Below are 21,778 nucleotides of genomic sequence, written 5' to 3'. Positions count from 1 at the left end.
AATGCCCCGGACACTCGACACCGACGTCGCCCTTCGAGCCGATGACCTGTCCCTGGCGCGTAGCGGCGTGCGCGTGATCGACGGGATCACCTTCACCCTTCCCGCGGCGCGCACGATGGTCGTCCAGGGCGCGACGGGTTCGGGCAAGAGCTCGCTCGTCTCGCTGCTGGCCGGTCACCCCGACGACGGGCTCACGGTGGTCGGGGGAGACGCCCGCGTGCACGGCATCTCGGCTCGGCGTCCGGGGCGCGCCCGTCGCGAGTGGGTCTTTCACACCGGTTACCTGCCACAGGGGGCGGGTGCGGCGCTGCCCTCACGCTTGACCGTGCAGGACGTGATCGCCGAGCCGATCACCAGTCGCGACCGCAAGGTCAACACGCGGGCGCTCGCGGTGCGCGTAGCCACGCTCCTCGACGAGATGGAACTCCCGCTCGGCACGGCGCCGAAGTACCCCTACGAGCTAAGCGCGGGCATGCGTCAGCGCGTCGCTCTGGCGCGGGCTCTCGTCCTGGAGCCGCGGCTGTTCGTCGCCGACGACCTGTACGCCAACCTCGATCTCGAGGTGCGCGCGGCCGCGCGCGCGTCGATCACGCGCCGGCGCGACGAACGCGGAATGGCCTCGCTCATCGTGACGAACGACGCCGATGCCCCGAAAGACCTGGATGCCGATGTGCTCGTCCTGCACGCGGGCCACGCCGTGGGACTCGGTCATGGCGACCAGGCTGTGCAGTGGACGCCCGACGGCACGCCCGAGCGGCGGATTTCGGCGGGCTGATTTTTCCGCCGCCCCCGCGTGCTGTTAGTATCGTGGGGTTGCCCGCCGCAAGGTGAGCATGATCCTCGGTAGCTCAATTGGCAGAGCAATCGGCTGTTAACCGATAGGTTCTTGGTTCGAGTCCAAGCCGGGGAGCCAACCGAAGGCCCGACGCGTCAGCGTCGGGCCTTCGTCGTTCGCAAGCGTCGGGCCTTCGTCGTTCGCAGGCGGCGCGCAGCGGCAGATCCTTCTCGCTCACGACTGGTCGAGAGCTGGGCCGCCGAGCCGCACCGAGCCCGTGCCGCCACTCGGGGCATGCCTCGCACGCTCGTCCCGGTCGCTGCCCGCATGCACCGTCCGAGGTCCCGGACGGTCGGCTAACCCGACGGGGCTTCCCCGCTTTTGCCACTGCCCTGGCCCTTCCCCCCGCCCGGACCTTTGCCGTTCGCCGAGCCGTTGCCCTTGCCGGGGTCCGCGACCCCGGGAGTGGCCCCACCATCCGTCGGCTCCGGGGAGGGCGAGGCGCTCGGCATCGGCACGACGGATCCGCCGCCTCCGGGCACCGTCGCTCCGGGCTCCGGCTCGACGATCGCGAAACCGCCGCCGCCGGGGGCGTCCCCATCCGGCTGTGACGCCCCGCCCTCCGGTACTTTCGCAACGGGCGAGGCCGGGGCGGGCTGCACGGGCTGGGGTGCGACCGGAACGGGAGAGGGCGGTGGGGTCTCGGCATCCGTGCTCGAGACGGGCTCGACCGATGAGGGCGCGTTCTCCGCGACGAGAGGGGCCGACGTCGAGGACGGCGCGGGTGTGTCGATGCGGTCCGTGGCCGGGTCGGGCACCGCGCCCAGCGAGAACGCCATCACGTACCCGCCCACGAGGAGGGCGGCGCCGGCTGTGGCACCGAGCCAGAGCCGCCGGAACGACCGGCGTCGACGCGTCGATGGCACGAACGAGCTCCCGGATCCGGCTCCGACGGACGCCGCGGCGGCGACCGGGGCGGTCTCGTCGGTCTCCGTCGCACGCGCGACCCGGGCCGCCGGAGCCGGCCCGCCGTGAGCCGCCGCCGCTGACACGGGCACGGTCATCGCCGCGGTCGGCAGCACCCAAGACGCACGCGCCGCCGGTCCACCCGCCACTGCCACGGGCGTCTCGTCTACGAGCGCCTGCATCCGCTTCGCGACGCTCGCCGCGGTCGGCCGGTCGTCCGGGTGGAAGGCGGTCATCGACGTCAGCAGCGACTGCCACCGGCTGCCGTACGTCTCCGGGACCTCCGGCTGACGGGCCAGACGAGCAAGCAGCGTCTCCTGGAGCGTTCCGCCGCCGAAGGGATGGAGTCGGGTGAGAGCTTCGATGGCGAGCAACCCCAGCGCGTACACGTCCGACGCCGCGCGGGGAGGCTCGCCGCGCAATTGTTCCGGTGCGAGGTAGGCGGCCGTCCCGATGACCGTGCCGGGAGTGGTCAGGCGCGTCGCGCCGATCAGCCGGGCGACCCCGAAATCGGCGAGCACGGCTTCGACCGGGCGAGCCTCGCCCCGCACCGGGCGGAGCAGGACGTTCGACGGCTTGACGTCGCGGTGCACGATCCCGGCGTCGTGGACGACGGCGAGGGCGCCGGCGAGATCGACGACGATCCCCGCCACCTCGACCGTCGAGAGCGGCCCCTCTTCGATGCGTCGTTGCAGCGAGGGGCCGTTCACCAGCTCCATCACCAGGTAGACGTGGTCATCGCCGGTGAGCCGAGCGTCGTACAGGGTCACGAGCGAGGGATGATCGACCGTCGCGAGAGCGCGCGCCTCCGACATGCGGCGCAGAGGGTCGGGCTCATCACTCGCGTCCGCGTAGAAGATCTTCAACGCGACGTCTCGCGCGAGGACCTCATCGCGCGCGCGGAAGACACGCCCCATCCCGCCGGCACCGATCCTCTCGCGCAGGATGTAGCGCCCGCCCAGGATGTCGCCCGCATGGGGCATCGAGTGACCGAGCGCGTGACTCATCGCATCCTTCGAGCAGGACCGCCTGACGGCGAGAAGAGCGGATGCCGGGGCGCCTCCGCTGCGTCGCACACTATGCCCGCGCGGCCCCGCACGATCAGGGGTAGCGGCACCGCGGGGGGACCCGCATAATGCCCGCTCGGTTCGTGGTGCGCGCCTTCGTTCCCCGTCCCGCTCCACTGCGCCGCAGGGCCGCCCGCCGCGCCCGTGGGAGCGGTTCCACTAAGATCTCTCCGGCCGCCGACGCCGGCCCGAGAGGATCCGACGTGCCCGCACCCGCCTCTCGCGTGCGCCGCGATCTCCAGGGCCTCCGGGCGATCGCCGTCTTGGCGGTCGTTGCCACGCACCTCACGGGCTGGCCCCGGGGCGGCTTCGTCGGCGTCGACGTGTTCTTCGTCCTGTCGGGTTTCCTCGTCACCGGCATCCTGTTGTCCGACCTGGAGAACGAGGGGACGCTGCGGCTCGGGGCTTTCTTCGCACGCCGCGTGAAGCGCCTCCTGCCCGCCGCGCTCGCCGTCCTCGCGGCCGTGGTCGGGGCGGCATTCATGATCTTCTCGCCCGTACGAGCGGAAAGCATCCTCTTCGACGCCCTGTCCGCGGTGGGTCTCGTGTCGAACTGGCACTTCGGCCTCGCTGGTCGCGACTACTTCGCCGTCTCGGACGTCTCGCCGCTCCAGCACTTCTGGTCGCTCTCCGTCGAGGAGCAGTTCTCGGTGGCGTGGCCTTTCCTCGTGCTGCTCGCGGTCGCCACGCTGCCGGTCGCGGCGCGACGCGCGCGGCCGGGCCGCGTTGCCGTGGGCCTGCTCGCGGGAGCCGTCGTCGTGGCCTCCGGAGTCGCTGCCCTCCTCCAGACGCCCGCCGATCCGAGCCTGGCCTACTTCTCGACCGTGACACGAGCCGGTGAGCTCGCCACGGGTGCGGTGATCGCCGCCGCCGCTCCCGTGCTCGCGCGCATCCCGGCAGCCGCTCGCGGATCCCTCGCCTGGATCGGGGTGGCCGTGATCACGGCGGCGTTTTTCTTCATCGATCCCGGGGCGCCTTTCCCCGCGCCCGTCGCCGCGCTCCCCGTACTCGGCGCGGCGCTCGTGATCCGCGCAGGCATCGGCGGCGACCCGCGTCACCGCCACCTCTTCGTCCTCACCAACCCGCTCGCCGTGACGATCGGTGACCTCTCGTACTCGCTGTACCTCTGGCACCTGCCCGTGATCGTCTTCGCCGGAGTTCTGCTGGCTCCCGGACCGGCCGCGACAGCGATCACGGTCCTCGCCATGCTCGTCCTGACGGTCGCGACCTACCTCGGCATCGAGCAGCCGCTCCATCGCGCACCCTGGGCGACCCGCGGCCCCGTGGAACAGCCGAAACCCGCCGCACCCACCCCGTCGAAACCCGTACCCGCCGAGCGTCGGTCGAGCGCACTCGCCTCGCGACCCGCCGGGTACGTCCCCGGCAAGAGGTACTACCCCGGATCTCGCTCCACGAGCGCCGTTGTGCCCGAGCTAGCGGTGGCGACCGCTTCGGCACCCCGCCCGCCGGATGGAGACGAACGGATGCCGGTACCCCCGGCATCCATCGACGCCGGCACCGCACCCCCGTGGGCCGCTTGGCGCGCCCGCTTCGCCCCACGCGTGGCGATGGCCGGGGCCACGCTCGCCATCGGCGCCGGAGCGACGGCGCTCGCGGTGATGCTGGCGTACGGCGCTCCGACCCTCCCGGGACTACCGGCCGCGGTGCCTGCCCCGGTCGATGTCGCCGCCGAAGCCGGAGACGCGCTCAGTGTGTTGCAGGGCGAGCTCGCCGCCGCGAGCACCGCCACCTCGTGGCCCGAGCTGCACCCCTCCCTTGACGAGGCGCAGCGCGCTTCGTCGTCGGCGAACCGCGCTCACGACTGCTTCACCCCGGGCGTGCCCCTCGACGCCGGGCGGTGCACCTGGGGGTCCGCCGACGCCCCGCGGCACCTGTACCTCGTGGGCGACTCGAGCGCCATGGCGTACGCACCCGCCTTCGCAAAGCTCGCCGACGACAGCGGGGGAGCGTGGCGTGTGACCACGGTCGGGATGTACGGATGCCGCTTCACCGACGTTCTGGTCGAGAGCCGCGATCCGTCGGTCATGGCCGTGTGCGGGCAGCGCAAAGCCGACGTGGCGGCGATGGTCGGTGCCTCACCCGCCGACCTGCTCGTGGTGTCGAACGCGTTCACCCTGGGCCGCTCGGTCGACGGGCGGGATCTGGATGCCGGCGAGTTGGTCTCGGCCATCGCGTCCGAGGTCACGGGCTGGGCTCCCGCGGGCCACACGGTGTACTTGGCGCCCCCGCCGCACGGAGTCGATCTCGGGCGGTGCGTGTCGCCACTCACGGGCCCCTCGTCGTGTCTCGCGGGCATCGACGACGTGTGGATGCAGATGCAGACGGCGACCGAGGCCCACGCGGCGCTCACCGGCGACCTCGCGATCAGCGCTCTGCCCTTCAGCTGCTGGCAGGGCGTGTGTCCCGCCTTCGCGGGACACACGCCGGTGCGCTATGACGACACCCACATCACGCCCGCGTTCGCGGAACGGCTGGCCCCGATCCTGCGCGGCGCCCTCGCGGAACGGGGTCTGTACTGACGGGGACGGGCCCGAACCCCCGGCGAGCCTGCGAGGCTGGGGGAGTGACCTCGCCTCCCGCTGCCGCTTCGTACGACCTCGACGCCCTGCGGTCCCGCCTGCTGCCCGAACGCAGGGGGCGAATCGACGACAGCATCCCGCAGCTCGCCGACGCCCACCCCGACCTCTGCGCCCTCGCCCTCGCCCTCCCCGATGGTTCGGTGCACGCGAGCCGACAGGCCGATGTCTCGTTCAGCGTGCAGTCCGCGGTCAAGCCGTTCCTGTTTGCTCTGGCACTCGTCGACACCGAGGGTGCGGCCCTCGATCGCGTCGGCATCGAACCCACCGGCGAATCGTTCGACGCCATCAAGCTCGAGAGCGGCACGGGCCGACCGCCGAACCCCATGGTCAACGCCGGCGCACTGCTGACCGCCTCGCTCGTCGCCGGGTCGAGCGCCGAGGCGCGCAGCGCCCGCATCGCGCGGGGGCTCGCGGCGTTCGCGGGACGCGAGCTCGAGGTCGACGAAGACGTGGCCCACAACGAACACCTCCTCGGCGACCGTAATCACGCCCTGGCCCACCTGATGCGCGCGGAGGGCACCCTCGAGCCCTCGGCCGACGACGCGGTCGCCGTCTACGCCCGAGCCTGCGCGACGTTGGTGGATGCCGAGACCCTGGCCGTCATGGGGGCGACGCTCGCGCTCGGGGGGATCAATCCCCGGACGGGGGAACGGGTCGTGCCCGAGCGGGTCGCGCGAGACGTCATCTCGGTGATGGCGACCTGCGGGGTCTACGACGGCTCGGGCCGGTGGATGCGCGCGGTCGGCATTCCGGCCAAGTCGAGTGTCTCCGGCGCGATCGTGCTGTCCTCACCCGGCCGCCTCGGCGCGGCCGTGGTGAGTCCACCGCTCGACGAACAGGGCACGAGCGTCCGCGGCTGCCTCGCCAGCGAAGCCCTGAGTGAAGACCTCGCGCTTCATTGTTTCTCGTCGCCCTGACGACACCCGATGCAGCCTGTACGGTGCCTCCGCCCGATCGGCCTAGGCTGACGCCATGGGGGCACGGGGGATCTATGTCGCGACCACCATCCGCGCGACGCTCGACGAGGTCTGGACGGCGACGCAGGAGCCGTCGCAGCACGTGAGATGGGACGTCCGCTTCTCGCGGATCACACCCACGACGAGCACGGGGGAGGGCGCCGCGCGGTTCGTCTATGAACGACGGACGCCCGTGCGCACCGTCCGCGGTGACGGCATCAGCATCGGGGAGACGTCGCGACCCGATGGCACCCGCACCTCCGCGCTGCGCTTCACCACCCAGGACAGGCTGTCACCGCTTCGCGACGGTCGCGGCTATTGGCGCTACGAGCCGATCGACGGCGGCATCCGCTTCTCGACCGGATACGACTACGCGCCCGGCTGGGGTCCCCTCGACGTGGTCGTGCGCCCCCTGGTCGGCTGGGCGACCGCGTGGAGCTTCGACCGCCTGCGCATCTGGCTCGAAACCGGCGTCGAGCCGGAACGCTGGTCGATCCGGCACGCCATCGCCTTCTGGCGGAGGGACCGCCCCCGCGCCTCGCGCTGCGAGCGAATCCCCCCGCATCGACGACGTGCCCTCGACGACGCCCCCGCCACGCTTGCGACGCTGCCCGCACCGGGAGCGAATCGATGACGTCGATCTTCGCGCAGGCGATGGGCTCCGATTTCGACCGCCTGCACCCGATGATGCAGCGACGCTTCGGCGTCGGCCTCGACGAGGGCCAGGCGTGCGTCGGTCGCGGTGTCATGAGCGAGATCCGGCGCGGGCCCTGGTGGACCGTCCCGTTCCTCCAGATCGGCAAACTGCGGAACATCCTCGTGCCGACGGTGGGCGAGAACGTCCCCTTCACCATCTGGAACAGCCCGTACCTCGACCCTTTCGGCCGTGAGACGGTCACCTTCGTGCGGGAGTACGAGGTGAGAGGTCGGCCCGCCCGGTTCGACGCGACGATGATCCTGCACGACGGCCGCGTGATCGACTACCTCGGCACGCACCAGCATCTCGCGGTCGACCTCGATTTGAGCGTCGACGACGAGGGCGGCCTGCTCCTGCGGTCGGGGGAGCAGCGCTTCTACGAGGGACCGGTCGGGTTCCGCTTCCCCCAGCTCTTCAGCGGCCGGGCCACCCTCCGCGAACGCTTCGACGACGGCGACGGTCGTTTCCACGTCGACCTGCGCGTCGACAACGACCGTTTCGGCTTCCTCTTCGGCTACCGCGGAAGCTTCACCTGCGAGTGGATGCCGGCCTCCGACGCCCCGTCGCACGTCTTCCCCCGCCGACATGAATCCCGCGTCTGAAACCACCCGAACGAGGGTGTGAGAACATCGGCGCAGTGTCGCCGGATCGGCATTTCCGAAGGAGCCCCCCCATGCAGCCAGTCGTGCGTCGTCGCGCGTCGCGCACCGTCACCGTCGGCGTCGTCGCCGCCCTCGCCGCCACCCTCACCGGGTGCGGACAGGGGACGAACGTCTCGGACGACTACGCCCAGATCTGCCGAGACAACTCCACCGAGAAGCGCTTGCCCGACGACGACTGCAACAACCACGGCGGAAGCGCCCACTGGTACTACCTGCCGCTCGGCTCGAGCAGCCGAACGGTACCCGCCGTGGGGCAGCCGGCGACCGGCGGCTCCGACAGCATCCCCTCGGGGAAGACCGCTGCCCGCGGCATCTCGAGCGACGGCGACAGCGTCTCGCGCGGTGGTTTCGGCGGATCGGGATCCGACGGAAGCCACGGCAGCTGATGCGGCGCATCGAGTTCGACCCGCGCCCCGACTGGCAGCGCACCATCAAGCAGTCCGGCCTCATCTACTCGCACTCCGTCCGCGACGACGGGACGGCGGTGGAGTACTGGAACGACGGCGCTGCGTACGTCTTCACGCTCCCGGAGGTCGAAGAACTCGAGAAGCAAACCGAAGAGCTGCATCGCATGAGTCTCGAGGCGGCCAAGTACATGGCATCCGGTGCACTCGGTCACCTGGGGCTCAGCCCGAAAGCGTTCGAGCTCGCCCAGTGGTCGCTCGAGCAGAACGAACCCGACGTCTACGCCCGCTTCGACCTCGCCTACGCGGGCGACGGTTCACCCGCGAAGATGCTCGAGTACAACGGCGACACCCCCACCGGTCTGATCGAGGCGTCGGTCACCCAGTGGTTCTGGCTGCAGGATCGGATCAACAGCGGAGTCCTCCCTGCCGACACCGACCAGTGGAACGGCCTGCACGAGGCCCTGGTGGAGCGCTGGCGGACCCTGTTGCACCGCTCGTTGAACGAGGGGGAGGGCGGACGCCTCTTCGTCGCCCACTCGGATGCCGACACCTACGGCGAGGACTGGGACACCGTCGCCTACATGCGCGACGTCGCCGGAGAAGCCGGATGGGAGCACACCGGCATCGAGATGAAGGAGATCGGCTGGCACCACGGCGCGCGGCAGTTCGTCGGCGTTCCCGAGCTGTGGGGCTCCTCGCGCAGCATCGCGGCGCTTCCCGGCGACACCCCGGGCACGCAATACCCCGTCATCCGCAACCTCTTCAAGCTCTACCCCTGGGAAGACCTCGTCTCGGGAGAGGATCGCGTCGTCGGCGACCAGGAGTTCGGCGCGCTGCTCATTGCGGGTCGAGGACTCTTCGGCCGCTGGTACGAACCGGCGTGGAAGATGTTCCTCTCGAACAAGCTACTGCTCGTCGCCCTCTGGCGATTGTTCCCCGGCCACCCCAACCTGCTGCCGGCCTACGCCGACGGCCCGAACGGCATGACCGACTTCGTCGTCAAACCCGTCTTCGGTCGAGAAGGCGACGGCATCCAGGTGCATCGCCGTGACGGCAGCATCACTTCGAACGGCCAGGAGTACCGCCGCGAGGGCACAGGCCGTGAACGCGTGTGGCAGGAGTACCACGAGCTCCCCGATTTCCCCGGGAAGAACGGCAGCAACCACCCCGTGCTCGGCTCATGGGTGATCGACCAGGAAGCGTTCGGCGTCGGCATCCGCGAATCCGACGGACCGATCACGGACTACTTCTGTCGCTTCGCGCCGAACATCATCGAGAGCTGACGGCGCCGCCCCGCGGCTGGCCGTTCACGCGTCGATGTCGTCGACACCCGGCATCCACGAGATACCAGGCTTGCCCCACTTGCGCTTCTTCGCGATCTTCGCCGCCACCCGACCGTCTTCCTCGTCGAGACGATCCACATACAGGATGCCGTCGAGGTGATCGAACTCGTGCTGCAGGATGCGTGCGCGCCAACCCGTGACCTCGATACGAACCGCGTGGCCGTCGAGATCGGTGCCGGTGAGCAGTGCCGCTTCGGACCGGCGCAACGGAAAGCGCTCGCCGGGGAACGAGAGGCACCCCTCGCTCTCTTCGTCGGGGTCGGGGTAGCCGGGTTCCATCGGGCGAATCCACAGCTCGGGGTTGATCACGACGCCGCGCCAGGGCTGCCCCTCGTCGTCTTCGTACGTGTACGTGAAGATGCGCAGTCCCACCCCGACCTGCGGAGCCGCAAGGCCCACACCGGGAGCGGCGTCCATCGTCTCGAACATGTCGGCAACGAGGGTGCGCACCTCATCGGTGATCTCGTCGACGCGGGCAGCGGGAGCGTGCAGCACGGGATCACCCATGATGCGAATCGGGAGTACGGCCACGTCACCAGCCTATCCAGGGGGCGGCGGGCTATCGTCGGAGGGTGATCCCGCTCGATGCCACCCTCAGCGACGGAATCGACCAGCTCGTCGGTGTGTTCCGCGATCCCCGTATCCTCCTCGGCATCCCGCTGGCCCTGCTCGGTGCGGTGTTCATGTCGTTCGGAGCGCAGTATCAGCACCGCGGAGTGCAGAAGGTCGAGCGCCTCTCGGGCAAGACCACCGGTGGCCTCTCGCGCAAGCAGCTCACGTCCCTGTTGACGCGTCCCTCGTGGGTTGCGGGCACGGTCATGCTGGGCCTGGCGATCGTGTGCCAGCTCTCAGCGCTGTCGGTGGCCCCGCTGATCCTCGTGCAGCCGCTCGGGGCCATCGCACTCGTCATCACGACGGTGCTGAACGCGCGCGTCTCGGGGCAGAAGCCGACGCGGCAGTCGCTCATCGCGATCGCACTGTGCGTGGGCGGCATCTTCATCTTCGTGACGATCGCGGCGTTCTTCGCCACCGAGCACGTGGTCACCGAGCGCGAGCTGTGGATCATCCTCGGCATCCTGGCCGTCGTGGTGATCGTCTTCGGTGTGTTCTGGGTGCTCGTGCGTCGCCGGGCGCAGGCGCTGTTCTACATCATGGCCGCGGGTGTGATCTACGGCTTCGTCGCGACCCTGGCGAAGGTCGTCATCAGCCGCGCGCAGGCCGGCAACTTCGAGTGGCTGACGATGCTGTGCCTGGTGGCGCTGCTCGCCGCCGTCGCCGTGGGCGCCTACTTCGTGCAGACGGCGTACTCGGTCGGCCCGCCCGACCTCGTCATCGCGGGCCTCACCGTGATCGACCCGATCGTGGCCGTGTTGATCGGTCTTCTCGTCCTCGGCGAGGCGTCGACGGCCCCCGCATGGGCGCTCATCGGCTTCGTCATCGCCGGCGCGATCGCGACCTGGGGCGTGATCCAGTTGACCAAGCATCACCCTCAGGTGACGGCGGACGGGAAGCTGGCGAAGCCTCGGGTGCAGTGAGGGCGTTCGCTGGATGACTCCAGGGCAGTCCGTCATCGATGGAATCTCGCCGCAGACGACGACGGGCCATTCAGGCGCTCGAGGTCAGGGGGCGGCTAGCTTTTCCAACTGCGACCCGTTGAGAGTCATGAAGTCGCCGGAGACATTGTCGCCGAGACCCAGCTCTTCCGCAGCGTTGCTGAGGGAGACCTCGCGTCCCTCACTGTCATAAGCGGAATAGACCGCTGAACCTACGCGCAGGTCCCTTCCACCACGACCCACAATTTCGAGAATTCGATCGAGGTCCTCGGCAGAGATGGCGGAGTGGTGCAGCACGTCCTCGTCGAGCGTTACGGTGACGGACAGGCTGCCGGTAAAAGAAGCGGGAGGGGCGACGTCCGCGAGTAAAACCCCCACCTCACTGCTCTCGAGGGCAGCGGCGATTTTTGCAGCCCTCTCCGCGAGGGGCGGGCCAAAGCCGAAGCACGCCGAGAGACCGGTGACCATCGACGCGGCAAGCACCGGTATCGCGATGCGGTGGAGGTTGCGTGAGACCGTGCGTCTGGCGACAGAATGTGGGCGCGTCACCGACGGCTACTTCCTCAAGAAGGAGGTCAAATCCTCCGCCACCAGCGTCAGCGAGTCCTCGTTGAGGGAGTTTTGAAGCCCCAGCTCGGTCGCGGCATCGCGAAACGAGACATCGGCTCCTGCTTCGTCATCGGCGTAAAGGTAAAGGCTGGTCACCTTCATGTCGGCGGAGTTGTCCGCCGCCACCTCCAGGATGCTCGTCAGGGTGTTGGTCTTCACCTCGGCGCCGATGGGATCAAGACCCTCGGAAGACACCGTCACGCTGATCGTCAGGCCTCCCGCGAAGGAAGGCGTTCTGACCACCTCTGCCCTGTCGATGCCTGCTCCGGCGGACATCAGAGCCGCTGAGAGACGATCTGCAGAATCCCCGGCGCTCGGCCCGCCGGCACACGCCGTGAGGCCGATGAACAAGGCTAAAGCCACCAGAGCAGCGCTGGCCTTCCTCGTTCGGCCTGGTTCTGTGATGTCCGAGGCAACCGTGCGGAGCACTAGAGGTGAGGACCCATCACTGTTTCGCAAGAATCTCGAGGCGTTCGCCGGTGAGCGAAAGTGAACTCCCGTCGACAGCCTCAGCGATGCCGAGTTCGTCAGCCGCCTGCACCATGGAGACATGGATTCCCCCGTCGTCCTCGGCGTAAAAACCAACGCCGCCCACGTTCATCTGCTTGGCACTCTGCGCAACCATCCCCAGAATCGGGCCGAGAGTTTCGGCGAACACTGTGTATCCGGGCTGCACAACGTCTGGGTCTAAAACCACTGACACGGTGAGGTCGCCGGAGAAGGAAGTCAGATAGGTAGCCTCCGCACTACTCACACCGAGCTCCGATCTCTCCAGCTGGGTTGCAAGTTCGTCCGCACGTTGCTGCCCCGTTGGCCCACCTATGGAGCAACCGCTGAGTACCGCGGTGAGGATGAGGCCGGCCGCTGCCAACACCGCTTTCCGCTTGCCGGGGACCATCATGAGCCCAATGCCCGCGCGGCTGCCAGGTTGCAGGTGTCGCAGACCTCAGCAAGCCTACGAAGCGTGTCTGCATTCCGGCGCAACCGATCGATGCGACGAGTGGCTTCAGCCGACGCATTCTGACTCGAGGTGATGGCGGCGGCGGAAGCTTCCCTCTCTGCGCTGGCCTCGAGTGAAAAAACCACTCTGTGGACATCAGTCACTGTGCCGTCCAATTGGTCCGCCGGACTTGCAACCGAACGCCCTGGTCGAGAACCCCTCGCACGCGCACCTGCAATCGCCGTGACGTCATCCACCCCCGTTTGCACAGAAGTTCGCAGCTGGATGACGAACGGCGAGGATGAGCTCGCCTTCGCCTGTCGCGCTGCGGACGGACGCCGGTCACTCCTCACATCCTCGGTCCCCGCCTCGAAGTCGCCGAGGATCACCACGCCCTGATCTCTCGGAGGTCAGCCTGCACCAGGACGAGCGATTTGCCATCGACCGAGTCCGTCAAACCGAGTTCGTCCGCAGCTACCGCCAGCGAAACCTCCTTGCCTCCTGCGTCTTTCGCGAAGAGGTCCATGGATCCGAGTCGCATCTCCTGAGTCCCTCGACCAATGGCCGCGAGGATGGGCTTTAGTTTCGCGGCAGACAGCGCTCCGGACGCGACAACGGAATCGTCCAGAGTGATGCGCAGAACCATAGTGCTTGAGATCGACGTCGAATACTCAGCAGATGCCTCGCTCACGCCGAGGTCGCTCGATTCGAGCTCCAACACGAGTCGCTCAGCGCGCTCCTGGCCACTCGGCCCGGAAGCGATGCAACCGGCAAGGAGGAACGAGAAGGCTGCAACCAAAACCACAAGTGCGGTCGTGCGTGTGTAGGTGCGCATCATTCTCCCAGTGCCCGCGCGCCCGCCAGATCGCATGAGTCGTAGACCTCCGCGACATTGCGGATGGTCTTGGCGATCCCGTCTAGCTGATCCTTTCGCTGCGTCGTCTCGGCAATCACCCGTTCGGTAGCGGCCACAGCAGCATCAGAAGCCTCTCCGCTCGTGGTGGAGCGCAACGCATCCAAGCCCACCCCTAACTTCTTCAGGGTCTGATCCAACTCGACAGCCTGCGCCTCGAGGCTAGTTGCGTGGTCGAGCAGCGGTCCGATTTTCACGTCCAACCGAGGAGCCATCGCCCTCAGGCCTCCGCTCGGCCGTCTGAGCGCAGCTGCATGACGAGGGGCGATGAATCTCCAAAGAGGGAGGCCGCCCGCCGTGATGCAGCGTCGCGTGCAAATTGCTGAGCCTGCGCGATTGTCTCGACCAGTAGCACCTCGAGCGCCTGCGAGTCTCTGATTCGGGAAGCGAGCTTCACACGAATGATGGCCCCCTGTGCGTTCGCAGTCACCTCGCAATCGCCGACGGAGCTGCGGGCCGTTGACTCGATAGAGCGCAGCTCCTCGACATTACGACCAAGGGCATCTCGGGTTGCCCGGGCAGCCTCTATTTGAGACTCAAGGCGTGCTCTTGCGGCTTCGAGACGGATGTCAATGTCGTCTGTCACGATGTCATTCCCCAGTTCTAGCGACGTAAATCTGTTCGACTCGCCCGTTCAAGAAGGACCAGTCGTTCTTAAGGTCCCCTCCAGCGTCCAGATATCGTCCAAAATCGCGTTCGTAGTTGGCAGCGTTGTGCGTCTCATTCACGTCCGAAACACCATCCGGGTCGGGAAGCATGACCCAATCGACGTTGGATGGCACGCTCGCCGATACTCCAACCCCAGGTCCCCATGGCGTGCTTTCAACATGCGGATAAAGGTCAACGGGGGTCTTGTCTAGTTTGGCGACCGGATCTGAGAAGTGTTCCACTTGGAGAACTGGGACGTTCGAGGGGATGTCGAAATTGTCGATAGGAGCTCCATTTGTGACCACCCCCACCGTCCTGTAAGGGAGAGACGTGTCCGCTCCAAGATTCCCAGCCATGATGCCTCCCTGACTGAAACCCGACCACACAACATCGGAACCCGGCGGCACGCCCGCATCTGATAGCGCCTGCATGACCGCGCGCTCATACTGCGTTCGCAACACTGGATTGTCCATCAGCATCAACGCGATGTTGCTGTCGAGATCGTTCAAGGGACCAGCATCTCTGAATGTGTCGGTCCATTCGCCTCCACCGAGGACAGCTTTAAGCGCGCCCCAGTCTTGGGTCGACGGAAGGTTGACCAATGTGTATGTAGATCCATCTGGACGACGAACGGTCGATACGCTGATCGCCGTCGAGTCCGTCTGACCGATGCCATCAACGAGTCTGTTTCCAGCGAGGAGATCCCGTGGCGAGGTTATTTCCCCCTGGTCCATAAGCTTCTGATAGTCCTCGGGACTCGCTGCATCCTTTGGATCGAACTCGGTTACCCGTGGAGTGGACCGCAACATATCCCCGAGACCCGTTCCAAGCAAGTAGCCGAACACGCCCCCGCCGGTAGCAGCCGCGAGGCCCGGAAGCATCCGCCCGAGCAGATCCCTGAGAACGCTGGCACCATCTTCGACAATCGGGGCAAGCGCTTCGAGCAAATGAGCGAGTTGAGCGAGCGCCGTGAGAAGCTGCTCGATCAGATCCCGCGCCAACACGATGATGTCCCACGCCGCATCCGCGAACTCGCGAATGGCGTCGAGCTTGTCGAAAGGGTTGAGCGTGAAACTCGTCAGAGAGTCGGACAGACGCGCCAGGGCGTTCAGCAGGCCGCAGATCGCGTCGCGGCAGGCGGTAACGAGAGTCGACGCGAGGGCCAGCGCAGACGACGCGGCACCCGCCCAGTCCTGCACGTCCGTCAACACCCTCGAGACGTCTTCGTACCGCTGGCGAAGGGCCCGCACGGTCCGCCCATCGAGGTCGTCGAGAGCCCGCGCGGCGGACGCGAGGTCGAGCGTCAGGTCCGACACCGACGACTCGACCATGCGCCACTCCGACGAACGCATGGCGATAGCGCCCGGATCGCCCTGCAACTCGTCCATCCACTGGGGGAGCGGCTGCACGTAGGTGATCAGCCAACCGGCGAACCCGGGGATGCCATCGCACCCTCCACCCGAAGAACGCGACGCGCCCGCAGCCCATGACTCGCTGCGCAACTGCGCGGCAACGGCGGCAGCGCCGCTCACGACTCGAACTCCTGCATCACCGCGACGGCCTGTTCTTCGACCTCGTCGAACGACTCGCGTGCGACCTGCACACCCTTCTGCATCGTCGCAACGAGCTCTCGCGCACTCGACAGCAACTGCGCGGTGTTGCTCGCCAGACCGTTCGCGGCCCCGACGACGATTCCCGACGCCAGAACGCCGAACGCGGAGCCGGGGAGCGGTGCTCCGGCGGCGGACGCCGCGGCATCCAGCGAATCGCTCACGCGTCCCAGTGTCGACGCCTGTTCTGCCAGGACGTCGGTGTCCATGATGATGTGTGTTCTTCCCGCCACGGGGCCCCCGCTCGTGTCAGCTTTGCCAACACCATAGCGAAACCCTTCGCCGCTTCGCAGGGGAGCTCACCAACTGTGAATTACCGGATGCCGGTAGGCTCTAAGCCGCTGGGGGCGGTGGCCAAGCTGGTCAAGGCAGCGGGCTCATAACCCGACGATCGTGGGTTCAAGTCCCACCCGCCCTACGCGAGACCCCCGACAGGCATGGCCTGGTCGGGGGTCTTTTCTCTGTTCAAGTGGCCGACTCAGCCCACCATGTAGGGCCTGATCAGCAAGAACTGCGAGAAGAACAGGATCACCGTGGCCAGGATCACCCCGAGCGCGACATAGCCGCAGATGAGCCCCACGACCGCCATGGCGCGCCCCACCCCATAGCGCCGGGCTGTACCGAGTCCGAGGTGGGCGAGGACGACCGTCGCCACTGCAAGAGGGAAAGCCGTGAAGATCGCGACGATACCGACGTAGGGCAACGGCACGAAGGCGGCGTTCAGGACCGCGATGGGTCCGAGCACCACGGAGGCGATGGCGGTTCCGTTCGTCACCGCCGGGAGCGGGCGCGGCGGCGGAAGAAAAGGCGGCTGCTGCGGGGGCATGGCGGGCATCGTCATGCCCCGACCCTAGCGGGACGCGCCGCGACCACGAGCGGATGAACGCCGATGTCGGAGGCGCCCATTACCGTCACAGCCGTGGTAGAGAGAGTGCAGGCGTGGTGGGCCCGGAAACAGTGGTCGGAGGGCCGCGAGGTTCCTTACGCGGTCGGCCTATACCGAGAATCCTCCCGCGTTCCCGGCGACACCATCCGGATCTCAACGCAGACTTGCACTCGACCTGGTGCCGTCAGCCGCCAGAGGGCGAATGCCGTGCGGGTCGCGAGGCCGTTCTTCCAGCGCCTCGAGGTCGGGCCCGACGTCGTCCTCCCCGAGTTGCGTACCGAGCCTCGCGCGCCACGATCGGCGATCTCAGCGGTCCGGCGGCAACGGGGCACGGCCCGTGCACCGGGGCGCTCGACAGACACCCCACCGCACAAGCCGCACCCCCGAGGAGCGAGCGCCCGGCTTACGAGCCGTGCGCCTCCTCCGACACCGGCTGCCACTCGCGCCACGTCTGCAGACGCGACTCGTAGTCGCGCTCGGCGATGCCCAGGGGCGCCTTGCCGAAGAAGATACGCAGCGGCGGGTTCTCGGCATCCACCACCTTCAAGATCGCCGCGCGCGTCGCCTCGGGCTTTCCGGGGTCGGCAGCAGAGGGGCGCTTGGCCGCCTGCTCCCGCACTGCGGCGTAGGCGTCGATCTCGTCGCTGCGTTGAGCCGAGGGGCCCGACCAGTCGGTCGAGTAGCCGCCGGGCTCGATGAGGGTTACGTGGATGCCGAAGCCCGCGACCTCCTGAGAGAGTGACTGCGAGAGACCCTCGAGCGCCCACTTCGACGCGTGGTAGGCACCGACGGTGGGGAAGGCGCTGATGCCGCCGATGCTCGACACCTGGATGATGTGGCCCGAACCCTGCTTCCGCATGATCGGCAGCGCGGCCTGGGTGACCCAGAGCGCGCCGAAGAAGTTGGTCTCGAGCTGCGCCCGGACCTCGTCCTCGGTCAGCTCTTCCACCATGCCAAAGTGGCCATAGCCGGCGTTGTTGATGACGATGTCGAGCTGGCCGAACTTCTCGTGGGCCTTGGCCACGGCGTCTATATCGGCGGAACGGTCGGTCACATCGAGCTGGAGGGGAAGGAAGGAGTCGGGGTAGCTGTCGACCAGCGCCTTCACGTCGTCGAGGTTTCGAGCAGTGCCGGCGACGTTGTCACCGCGCTCCAAAGCCGCTTCGGCCCACTCGCGGCCGAAGCCCTTCGATGCGCCGGTGATGAACCACGTCTTGCTCATGAGTGTCCTCCGAGAGAGATAGGGGGTGAACGCGGGCGACGGTACGCCGCGGATTTCAGAATCTCCTCGGGTTGACACCCGACCACCGCACGGCAGGGTGAGAGCCCCGCCAGCAGTGAACGGACGGGGCTCTCGTGGCACCGGGTCAGCGGGCGGCAGGCGCCAGCTCTCCCGGCCCGGGCAGGATCTCCCGCAGCAGATCGTCGAGCGTCACGACGCCGATCAGGCGCTCGCCCTCCACGACCGTCGCCAGCTGGACACGACCGCGCCGCATGCGTGCCAGAGCGTCGTAAGCGGATGCCGCGGGCTCGAGCACCAGAGGGTCACGGGCGATCTCGAGCGCCGGCGTCCCGGGGTCGACGGCGAGCGTGTCCCGCACGTGCGCGACGCGCGAGGACGCTCCCGCCCCGACGAGGATTCGCAGGTGCGTCGACAAGGCGGCGACGGCCTGGATGTCGGCGACCGTGGCATCCGTCGGCACGCTCGTGGGGGAGCGGTCGGTGCGCACGATGTCACCCACCGTCAGAGTGCCCAGAGCGATCGCCTGAGCGATCGGCTCGGAGTACTGCTTCTCGAGGGTGCCCGCCTGGCGGGAATGTGCCACGAGCTCGCGAATGGTGTCGGCGTCCTGTCCGCCCGCGGCGGCCTTGTCGACCGGTTCGACACCCGACGCCTTCACGAGACGGTTCGCGATGTGATTGATCCACAGCAGGAACGGACGCAACGGCCAGGTGAGGGCGCGGGCCAGGATGCCGGTGGCCTTCGCCGCGGTTTCGGGGTGCGCGATCGCCCACGACTTCGGCGCCATCTCTCCGATCACGAGGTGAAGGAAGGTCACGACGATCAACGCGAGCATGAAGGCGATGATGTCGGCGAGAACGTACGGCAGACCCCACGTCTCGAACACGGGGGCCAGCGCGTAGTCGATCGCGGGCTTGGTGATGGCACCGAGCAAGAAGGTGCACGCCGTGATGCCGAGCTGCGCGAACGCCAGCATCACGGTGAGCTCGTTCACACCGCGCAGAGCCGCGCGCGCCGAGGCGCTCGTGGCGGCCTGCTCTTCGAGGCGGTGGCGACGAGCGGCGAGCAGGGCGAACTCGACGATGACGAAGAAGGCGCTGGCGACGATGAGCGCGGTTGTGATGATCGCGACGGTCCAGCCGTTCATCGGGCCACCTCCTCGTCGATCGCGGATGCTTCCACGGCGGGCTCGGAATCTCGATCCACCTCGTGCAGGCGGATCTTCAACTGGGAGGGCACGTGCCGGTCGACCTCGACGACCTCGACGGCGAGCCAGCGCTCGAGGTCGAGCCCCTGCACGGTCTCGGACGCGCGCTCGGGCAGATCGATCCGGATGACGCTGCCGACCGCCGGCAGATCCCCGTGGGTCTCGATGACGAGGCCGGCCACGGTCTCGACCTCGCTCTCGGCGAGGTCGTGGCCCAGCAGACGCTCGAGCTCGTCGAGGTGCAGGTCGCCGGGAACCGTCCAGGCATCGTCGCCGTCGGCCGAGACCTCGGCGACCTCGACGTCGTGCTCGTCGGACAGCTCTCCGATGACTTCCTCCGTCAGGTCTTCGATCGTCAGGATGCCGTCGAAGTTGCCGTACTCGTCGACCACGCACGCGAGTTCGTTGCGGGAGCGACGCATGCGGTCGAGGGCGACGGGGAGCAGCATCGAGGTCGGGATCACGACGGCGGCGCGCATGACGGATGCCACGGGGGCATCGTCGGCGGGCTGCTCGCGCAGCACGTCGATGAGTTCGATGACGCCGACGGGGGAGTACTCGTCGCCGATCACGGGGTAGCGGGTGTGACCGGTGGCCATGAGCGCGCGCACCTCGCCGACCGTGGTGTCGGGGGTGACCGAGTCGATCTGGGAACGCGGGATCATGGCGTGCTCGACGTCGCGCTGCGGGAAGTCGAGGATGCGGTCGATGATCATCGATAGGTCGTCGGGAAGGTCGCCACTGACGCGGGACTCTTCGATGATCGCCTCGAGGTCACGCGCGGTGGCGCTCTCGTCGACGTCTTCGAGGGGCTCGATGCGCAGCAGCCTCAGCAGCGCGTTGGCGGCGACGTCGAACACGGTGATGAGCCAGCCGAACAGCAGCAGGTAGATGCGGGTGGGCACCGCGAGGGCGCGGGCCAGAGGCTCCGGGCTGGCGATGGCGAGGTTCTTCGGGTACAGCTCGCCGAAGATCATCGTGACGACGGTGGCCAGCAGCAACGCGCCGATGGTGCCGATGAGGACCGAGACGGCCGGATCGATACCCACCCCTCCCAGGAGGGTGCCGAGCGACTCACCGATCAACGGCTCGGCGACGTAGCCGATCAGCAGTCCCGTGACGGTGATGCCCAGCTGGGCACCCGACAGCATGAACGAGGTGCGCTTGGTGATGGCGAGCACGCGCTTCGCCTGAGCGTCGCCCTTCTCGGCTTTCGCCGCGAGCCGCGAACGATCGACGGACATGTACGCGAACTCCTGCGCGACGAAGAAGCCGCAGGCGGCGATGATCGCCAGGGTCACGATGATCCCCAACAGAAGCGTCAGGGCCGCGGCCAGCATCAGATCTCACCCCCTCTCGGAAAGAGGGGGCTCGAAGATCGGCCCTCCTGGTCGGTGGAGGTGCGGTGATGGCTCACGGGTTTTCTCTCTCGTGGGTCGGTGATCACTGATCACGTCGACTGTATCGAGCAGCGTCCCGCTCAGGCTGGGGATTCGCCCGACCCTGAGCTCACCCCGGTTCGGTGATCTTCTGGTCGGTATTCGTGTAGACGATCGAATCGGCTGTGGTACCGACGAGCCCCAGGGTGAGGCGCGCCAGCCCGGGTGCGATGCCGTCGACCGGTGGGGGAGTATCGGCCCCGAGGGTGAGGGTCTTGCCGTCCGCGGTGGTGGCCGACAGCGAGTTCAGGTACACCGAGACGTGCCCTGACAACGTCATGCGGTCGGCGGTCGTGACGAGCGCTGGACCCGTCTCGCGGCGAACCGTGAGGGCGAAGCCCTCGATCGTGATCTCGTCCGCCGTCATCTTCAGCGCGGTGATACGAGTGCCGTCGGCCAGCGGCACCGTGACCACACTGATGAGGGGGATGCCGCGGAAGGACAGCGACTGGGCGCCCAGCTGTGCCGACGGCTGAGTGAACACCGGCGCGCGCTCGTCGGCGACGGCTGCCTGTGCGGGCGGCGTGGTCGAATCAGCGGAGGGGGCAGACGGCGCGGAGGTCGGGGAGTCCTCGGGCGTCGACGGCGTAGCGGGCGTCGAGGTGCCGGCACCGGGAAGCTTTGGCAGGCCCGGCACGGTGAGCCCGGGTGTCGGCGTCGGTGTCGACGTCGAGGAGGGCGCGGGTTCGCCGCACGGGAAGAGGATCGGAATGCACAACCGGGCAGGGCGAGGACCGTCGTCGGCCGAGGCCGCGGCTGCGCCGGTCGACCCGCCGAGCACCAGGATGGCAGCGGTGAGCGCAGCCGTAGCCCGGGCCCGCCTCATCGCTCGACCCCGGTGGCAGCGCTCTCCGCCTCCTCGACGGTCGGTGCCGAGGCTCGCGGCGCGGAGGCGGTCGGCGGCGCCCACGACACGGCCACGATCCCACCCACCGTGCTCACCAGCATCCCGAGCAGGAAGCCACCGAGATTGACGCCGACCAGGGAGTAGACCGCGACGGCGAGGGCGATGACACCGTAGAAGATGCGGTGTGCCGGCATCAGGACGAGCAGGATGCCGAGCAGCACCAGAACCACCGGAATCACCGTGGCCTGAAGACCCTCGATCCCGAGCTGGATGTGCAGTTGCCCGATGTCGAGCTGCCCGGAGAAGAACATCTCGACGCCGCCGAGTGCGACCAGGACGCCGCCCATGAGGGGACGGCTCCGCCGCCAGGTTCGAAAGCGCGCCGACGAGGAGAGGTCGGGGGAGGTCAT

The 21,778-nt window shown here is 68.0% G+C and carries 24 protein-coding genes and 2 tRNA genes; 10 read left to right on the top strand and 16 right to left on the bottom strand.

Translation table 11 applies throughout. The annotated features are described in order from the left end of the window. Position 1 precedes the first annotated feature (1 nt). Both QE416_RS13470 and QE416_RS13465 read left to right on the top strand, forming a co-directional pair. Positions 2-775, top strand: a complete 774-nt coding sequence (locus tag QE416_RS13470; protein WP_210074925.1) for an ATP-binding cassette domain-containing protein — start codon at positions 2-4, stop codon at positions 773-775. 62 nt (positions 776-837) lie between these two features. Beyond that, positions 838-913, top strand: a tRNA-Asn gene (locus QE416_RS13465). A 218-nt stretch (positions 914-1,131) separates the two neighbouring features. Here the strand turns inward: QE416_RS13465 and QE416_RS13460 are convergent. After that, positions 1,132-2,748, bottom strand: a complete 1,617-nt coding sequence (locus QE416_RS13460; protein ID WP_307316935.1) for a serine/threonine-protein kinase — start codon at positions 2,746-2,748, stop codon at positions 1,132-1,134. Positions 2,749-3,011: 263 nt separating this feature from the next. On the opposite strand from QE416_RS13460, the gene QE416_RS13455 reads away from it, so the two are divergent. The 6 genes from QE416_RS13455 to QE416_RS13430 all read left to right on the top strand — a co-directional run bounded on the left by QE416_RS13455 (position 3,012) and on the right by QE416_RS13430 (position 9,413). Then, entirely contained in the window at positions 3,012-5,348 is a 2,337-nt protein-coding gene (locus QE416_RS13455) for an acyltransferase (RefSeq protein ID WP_307316933.1), read from the top strand. Positions 5,349-5,392: 44 nt separating this feature from the next. Further along, the gene (gene glsA / locus QE416_RS13450; protein WP_307316930.1) at positions 5,393-6,325 is read left to right on the top strand and encodes a glutaminase A; all 933 of its coding nucleotides are present in this window, start codon (positions 5,393-5,395) and stop codon (positions 6,323-6,325) included. A gap of 55 nt (positions 6,326-6,380) precedes the next feature. Further along, entirely contained in the window at positions 6,381-6,998 is a 618-nt protein-coding gene (locus QE416_RS13445; RefSeq protein WP_307316927.1) for an SRPBCC family protein, read from the top strand. Continuing rightward, positions 6,995-7,663, top strand: a complete 669-nt coding sequence (locus tag QE416_RS13440; RefSeq protein WP_307316925.1) for a DUF4166 domain-containing protein — start codon at positions 6,995-6,997, stop codon at positions 7,661-7,663. The genes QE416_RS13445 and QE416_RS13440 overlap by 4 nt, the downstream gene beginning before the upstream one ends. A 71-nt stretch (positions 7,664-7,734) precedes the next feature. Further along, positions 7,735-8,109: a tRNA-dihydrouridine synthase gene (locus QE416_RS13435; RefSeq protein ID WP_210074937.1), complete on the top strand. Its 375-nt coding sequence runs from the start codon at positions 7,735-7,737 to the stop codon at positions 8,107-8,109. Continuing rightward, positions 8,109-9,413 carry a glutathionylspermidine synthase family protein gene (locus QE416_RS13430; protein ID WP_307316921.1) on the top strand — a complete coding sequence of 435 codons (1,305 nt, stop codon included), beginning with the start codon at positions 8,109-8,111 and terminating at the stop codon, positions 9,411-9,413. Before QE416_RS13435 ends, QE416_RS13430 begins: the two co-directional genes overlap by 1 nt. A 24-nt stretch (positions 9,414-9,437) precedes the next feature. On the opposite strand, the gene def is transcribed toward QE416_RS13430, so the two are convergent. Continuing rightward, positions 9,438-10,004: a peptide deformylase gene (def, locus tag QE416_RS13425; protein WP_103209299.1), complete on the bottom strand. Its 567-nt coding sequence runs from the start codon at positions 10,002-10,004 to the stop codon at positions 9,438-9,440. A 41-nt stretch (positions 10,005-10,045) separates the two neighbouring features. Between def and QE416_RS13420 the strand changes: the two genes are divergently transcribed. Then, positions 10,046-11,008 (top strand): DMT family transporter, encoded by a 963-nt coding sequence (locus QE416_RS13420; protein ID WP_267787217.1) that lies wholly within the window; start codon positions 10,046-10,048, stop codon positions 11,006-11,008. 84 nt (positions 11,009-11,092) lie between these two features. Here QE416_RS13420 and QE416_RS13415 read toward each other — a convergent pair whose 3' ends face one another. The 8 genes from QE416_RS13415 to QE416_RS13385 all read right to left on the bottom strand — a co-directional run bounded on the left by QE416_RS13415 (position 11,093) and on the right by QE416_RS13385 (position 15,955). Beyond that, positions 11,093-11,575, bottom strand: coding sequence for a hypothetical protein (locus QE416_RS13415; RefSeq protein ID WP_307316918.1), 483 nt, complete (start codon positions 11,573-11,575; stop codon positions 11,093-11,095). Positions 11,576-11,581: 6 nt separating this feature from the next. Continuing rightward, positions 11,582-11,986: a hypothetical protein gene (locus QE416_RS13410; RefSeq protein ID WP_307316915.1), complete on the bottom strand. Its 405-nt coding sequence runs from the start codon at positions 11,984-11,986 to the stop codon at positions 11,582-11,584. A 94-nt stretch (positions 11,987-12,080) separates the two neighbouring features. Next, positions 12,081-12,536, bottom strand: a complete 456-nt coding sequence (locus QE416_RS13405) for a hypothetical protein (protein WP_307316912.1) — start codon at positions 12,534-12,536, stop codon at positions 12,081-12,083. 424 nt (positions 12,537-12,960) lie between these two features. Next, entirely contained in the window at positions 12,961-13,413 is a 453-nt protein-coding gene (locus QE416_RS13400; RefSeq protein WP_307316910.1) for a hypothetical protein, read from the bottom strand. Beyond that, positions 13,410-13,685: a WXG100 family type VII secretion target gene (locus QE416_RS13395; RefSeq protein ID WP_307317955.1), complete on the bottom strand. Its 276-nt coding sequence runs from the start codon at positions 13,683-13,685 to the stop codon at positions 13,410-13,412. Before QE416_RS13395 ends, QE416_RS13400 begins: the two co-directional genes overlap by 4 nt. A gap of 23 nt (positions 13,686-13,708) precedes the next feature. Further along, entirely contained in the window at positions 13,709-14,074 is a 366-nt protein-coding gene (locus QE416_RS16530) for a YbaB/EbfC family nucleoid-associated protein (protein WP_373458859.1), read from the bottom strand. Positions 14,075-14,078: 4 nt separating this feature from the next. After that, positions 14,079-15,668 (bottom strand): hypothetical protein, encoded by a 1,590-nt coding sequence (locus tag QE416_RS13390; protein ID WP_307316907.1) that lies wholly within the window; start codon positions 15,666-15,668, stop codon positions 14,079-14,081. Then, a complete protein-coding gene (locus tag QE416_RS13385) occupies positions 15,665-15,955 on the bottom strand; it encodes a hypothetical protein (RefSeq protein ID WP_307316904.1) in 291 nt (96 codons plus the stop codon). Before QE416_RS13385 ends, QE416_RS13390 begins: the two co-directional genes overlap by 4 nt. A gap of 135 nt (positions 15,956-16,090) precedes the next feature. On the opposite strand from QE416_RS13385, the gene QE416_RS13380 reads away from it, so the two are divergent. Continuing rightward, positions 16,091-16,164: transfer RNA gene (locus QE416_RS13380), tRNA-Ile, on the top strand. A gap of 60 nt (positions 16,165-16,224) precedes the next feature. Here the strand turns inward: QE416_RS13380 and QE416_RS13375 are convergent. From QE416_RS13375 to QE416_RS13350, 6 genes are all read right to left on the bottom strand, one after another. Further along, positions 16,225-16,587 carry a hypothetical protein gene (locus QE416_RS13375; protein WP_307316900.1) on the bottom strand — a complete coding sequence of 121 codons (363 nt, stop codon included), beginning with the start codon at positions 16,585-16,587 and terminating at the stop codon, positions 16,225-16,227. A 448-nt stretch (positions 16,588-17,035) separates the two neighbouring features. Continuing rightward, on the bottom strand, positions 17,036-17,854 hold the full coding sequence (locus tag QE416_RS13370) for an SDR family oxidoreductase (RefSeq protein WP_307316897.1): 819 nt from the start codon (positions 17,852-17,854) through the stop codon (positions 17,036-17,038). 145 nt (positions 17,855-17,999) lie between these two features. Further along, entirely contained in the window at positions 18,000-19,022 is a 1,023-nt protein-coding gene (locus QE416_RS13365) for a CNNM domain-containing protein (protein WP_307316894.1), read from the bottom strand. Continuing rightward, positions 19,019-20,422 carry a hemolysin family protein gene (locus QE416_RS13360; protein ID WP_307316891.1) on the bottom strand — a complete coding sequence of 468 codons (1,404 nt, stop codon included), beginning with the start codon at positions 20,420-20,422 and terminating at the stop codon, positions 19,019-19,021. Before QE416_RS13360 ends, QE416_RS13365 begins: the two co-directional genes overlap by 4 nt. Before the next feature lie 169 nt (positions 20,423-20,591). Next, a complete protein-coding gene (locus QE416_RS13355; protein ID WP_307316888.1) occupies positions 20,592-21,347 on the bottom strand; it encodes a hypothetical protein in 756 nt (251 codons plus the stop codon). Continuing rightward, positions 21,344-21,778, bottom strand: coding sequence for a DUF6114 domain-containing protein (locus QE416_RS13350; protein ID WP_267787227.1), 435 nt, complete (start codon positions 21,776-21,778; stop codon positions 21,344-21,346). The genes QE416_RS13355 and QE416_RS13350 overlap by 4 nt, the downstream gene beginning before the upstream one ends.

The organism is Microbacterium sp. SORGH_AS_0421, from assembly GCF_030818635.1.
In the GTDB taxonomy this organism is placed as follows: Bacteria; Actinomycetota; Actinomycetes; order Actinomycetales; family Microbacteriaceae; genus Microbacterium.
This window is presented reverse-complemented; position numbering and strand designations above follow the sequence as displayed.

Bases quoted from the DNA above. Each gene is read 5' to 3' on its own strand.
- QE416_RS13470 (WP_210074925.1), top strand. From the start codon at position 2: ATGCCCCGGACACTCGACACCGACGTCGCCCTTCGAGCCGATGACCTG.
- QE416_RS13460 (WP_307316935.1), bottom strand. From the start codon at position 2,748: ATGAGTCACGCGCTCGGTCACTCGATGCCCCATGCGGGCGACATCCTG.
- QE416_RS13445 (WP_307316927.1), top strand. From the start codon at position 6,381: ATGGGGGCACGGGGGATCTATGTCGCGACCACCATCCGCGCGACGCTC.
- QE416_RS13440 (WP_307316925.1), top strand. From the start codon at position 6,995: ATGACGTCGATCTTCGCGCAGGCGATGGGCTCCGATTTCGACCGCCTG.
- QE416_RS13435 (WP_210074937.1), top strand. From the start codon at position 7,735: ATGCAGCCAGTCGTGCGTCGTCGCGCGTCGCGCACCGTCACCGTCGGC.
- QE416_RS13430 (WP_307316921.1), top strand. From the start codon at position 8,109: ATGCGGCGCATCGAGTTCGACCCGCGCCCCGACTGGCAGCGCACCATC.
- QE416_RS13405 (WP_307316912.1), bottom strand. From the start codon at position 12,536: ATGATGGTCCCCGGCAAGCGGAAAGCGGTGTTGGCAGCGGCCGGCCTC.
- QE416_RS13400 (WP_307316910.1), bottom strand. From the start codon at position 13,413: ATGATGCGCACCTACACACGCACGACCGCACTTGTGGTTTTGGTTGCA.
- QE416_RS13385 (WP_307316904.1), bottom strand. From the start codon at position 15,955: ATGGACACCGACGTCCTGGCAGAACAGGCGTCGACACTGGGACGCGTG.
- QE416_RS13375 (WP_307316900.1), bottom strand. From the start codon at position 16,587: ATGACGATGCCCGCCATGCCCCCGCAGCAGCCGCCTTTTCTTCCGCCG.
- QE416_RS13370 (WP_307316897.1), bottom strand. From the start codon at position 17,854: ATGAGCAAGACGTGGTTCATCACCGGCGCATCGAAGGGCTTCGGCCGC.
- QE416_RS13365 (WP_307316894.1), bottom strand. From the start codon at position 19,022: ATGAACGGCTGGACCGTCGCGATCATCACAACCGCGCTCATCGTCGCC.
- QE416_RS13360 (WP_307316891.1), bottom strand. From the start codon at position 20,422: ATGCTGGCCGCGGCCCTGACGCTTCTGTTGGGGATCATCGTGACCCTG.
- QE416_RS13355 (WP_307316888.1), bottom strand. From the start codon at position 21,347: ATGAGGCGGGCCCGGGCTACGGCTGCGCTCACCGCTGCCATCCTGGTG.
- QE416_RS13350 (WP_267787227.1), bottom strand. From the start codon at position 21,778: ATGACCTCCCCCGACCTCTCCTCGTCGGCGCGCTTTCGAACCTGGCGG.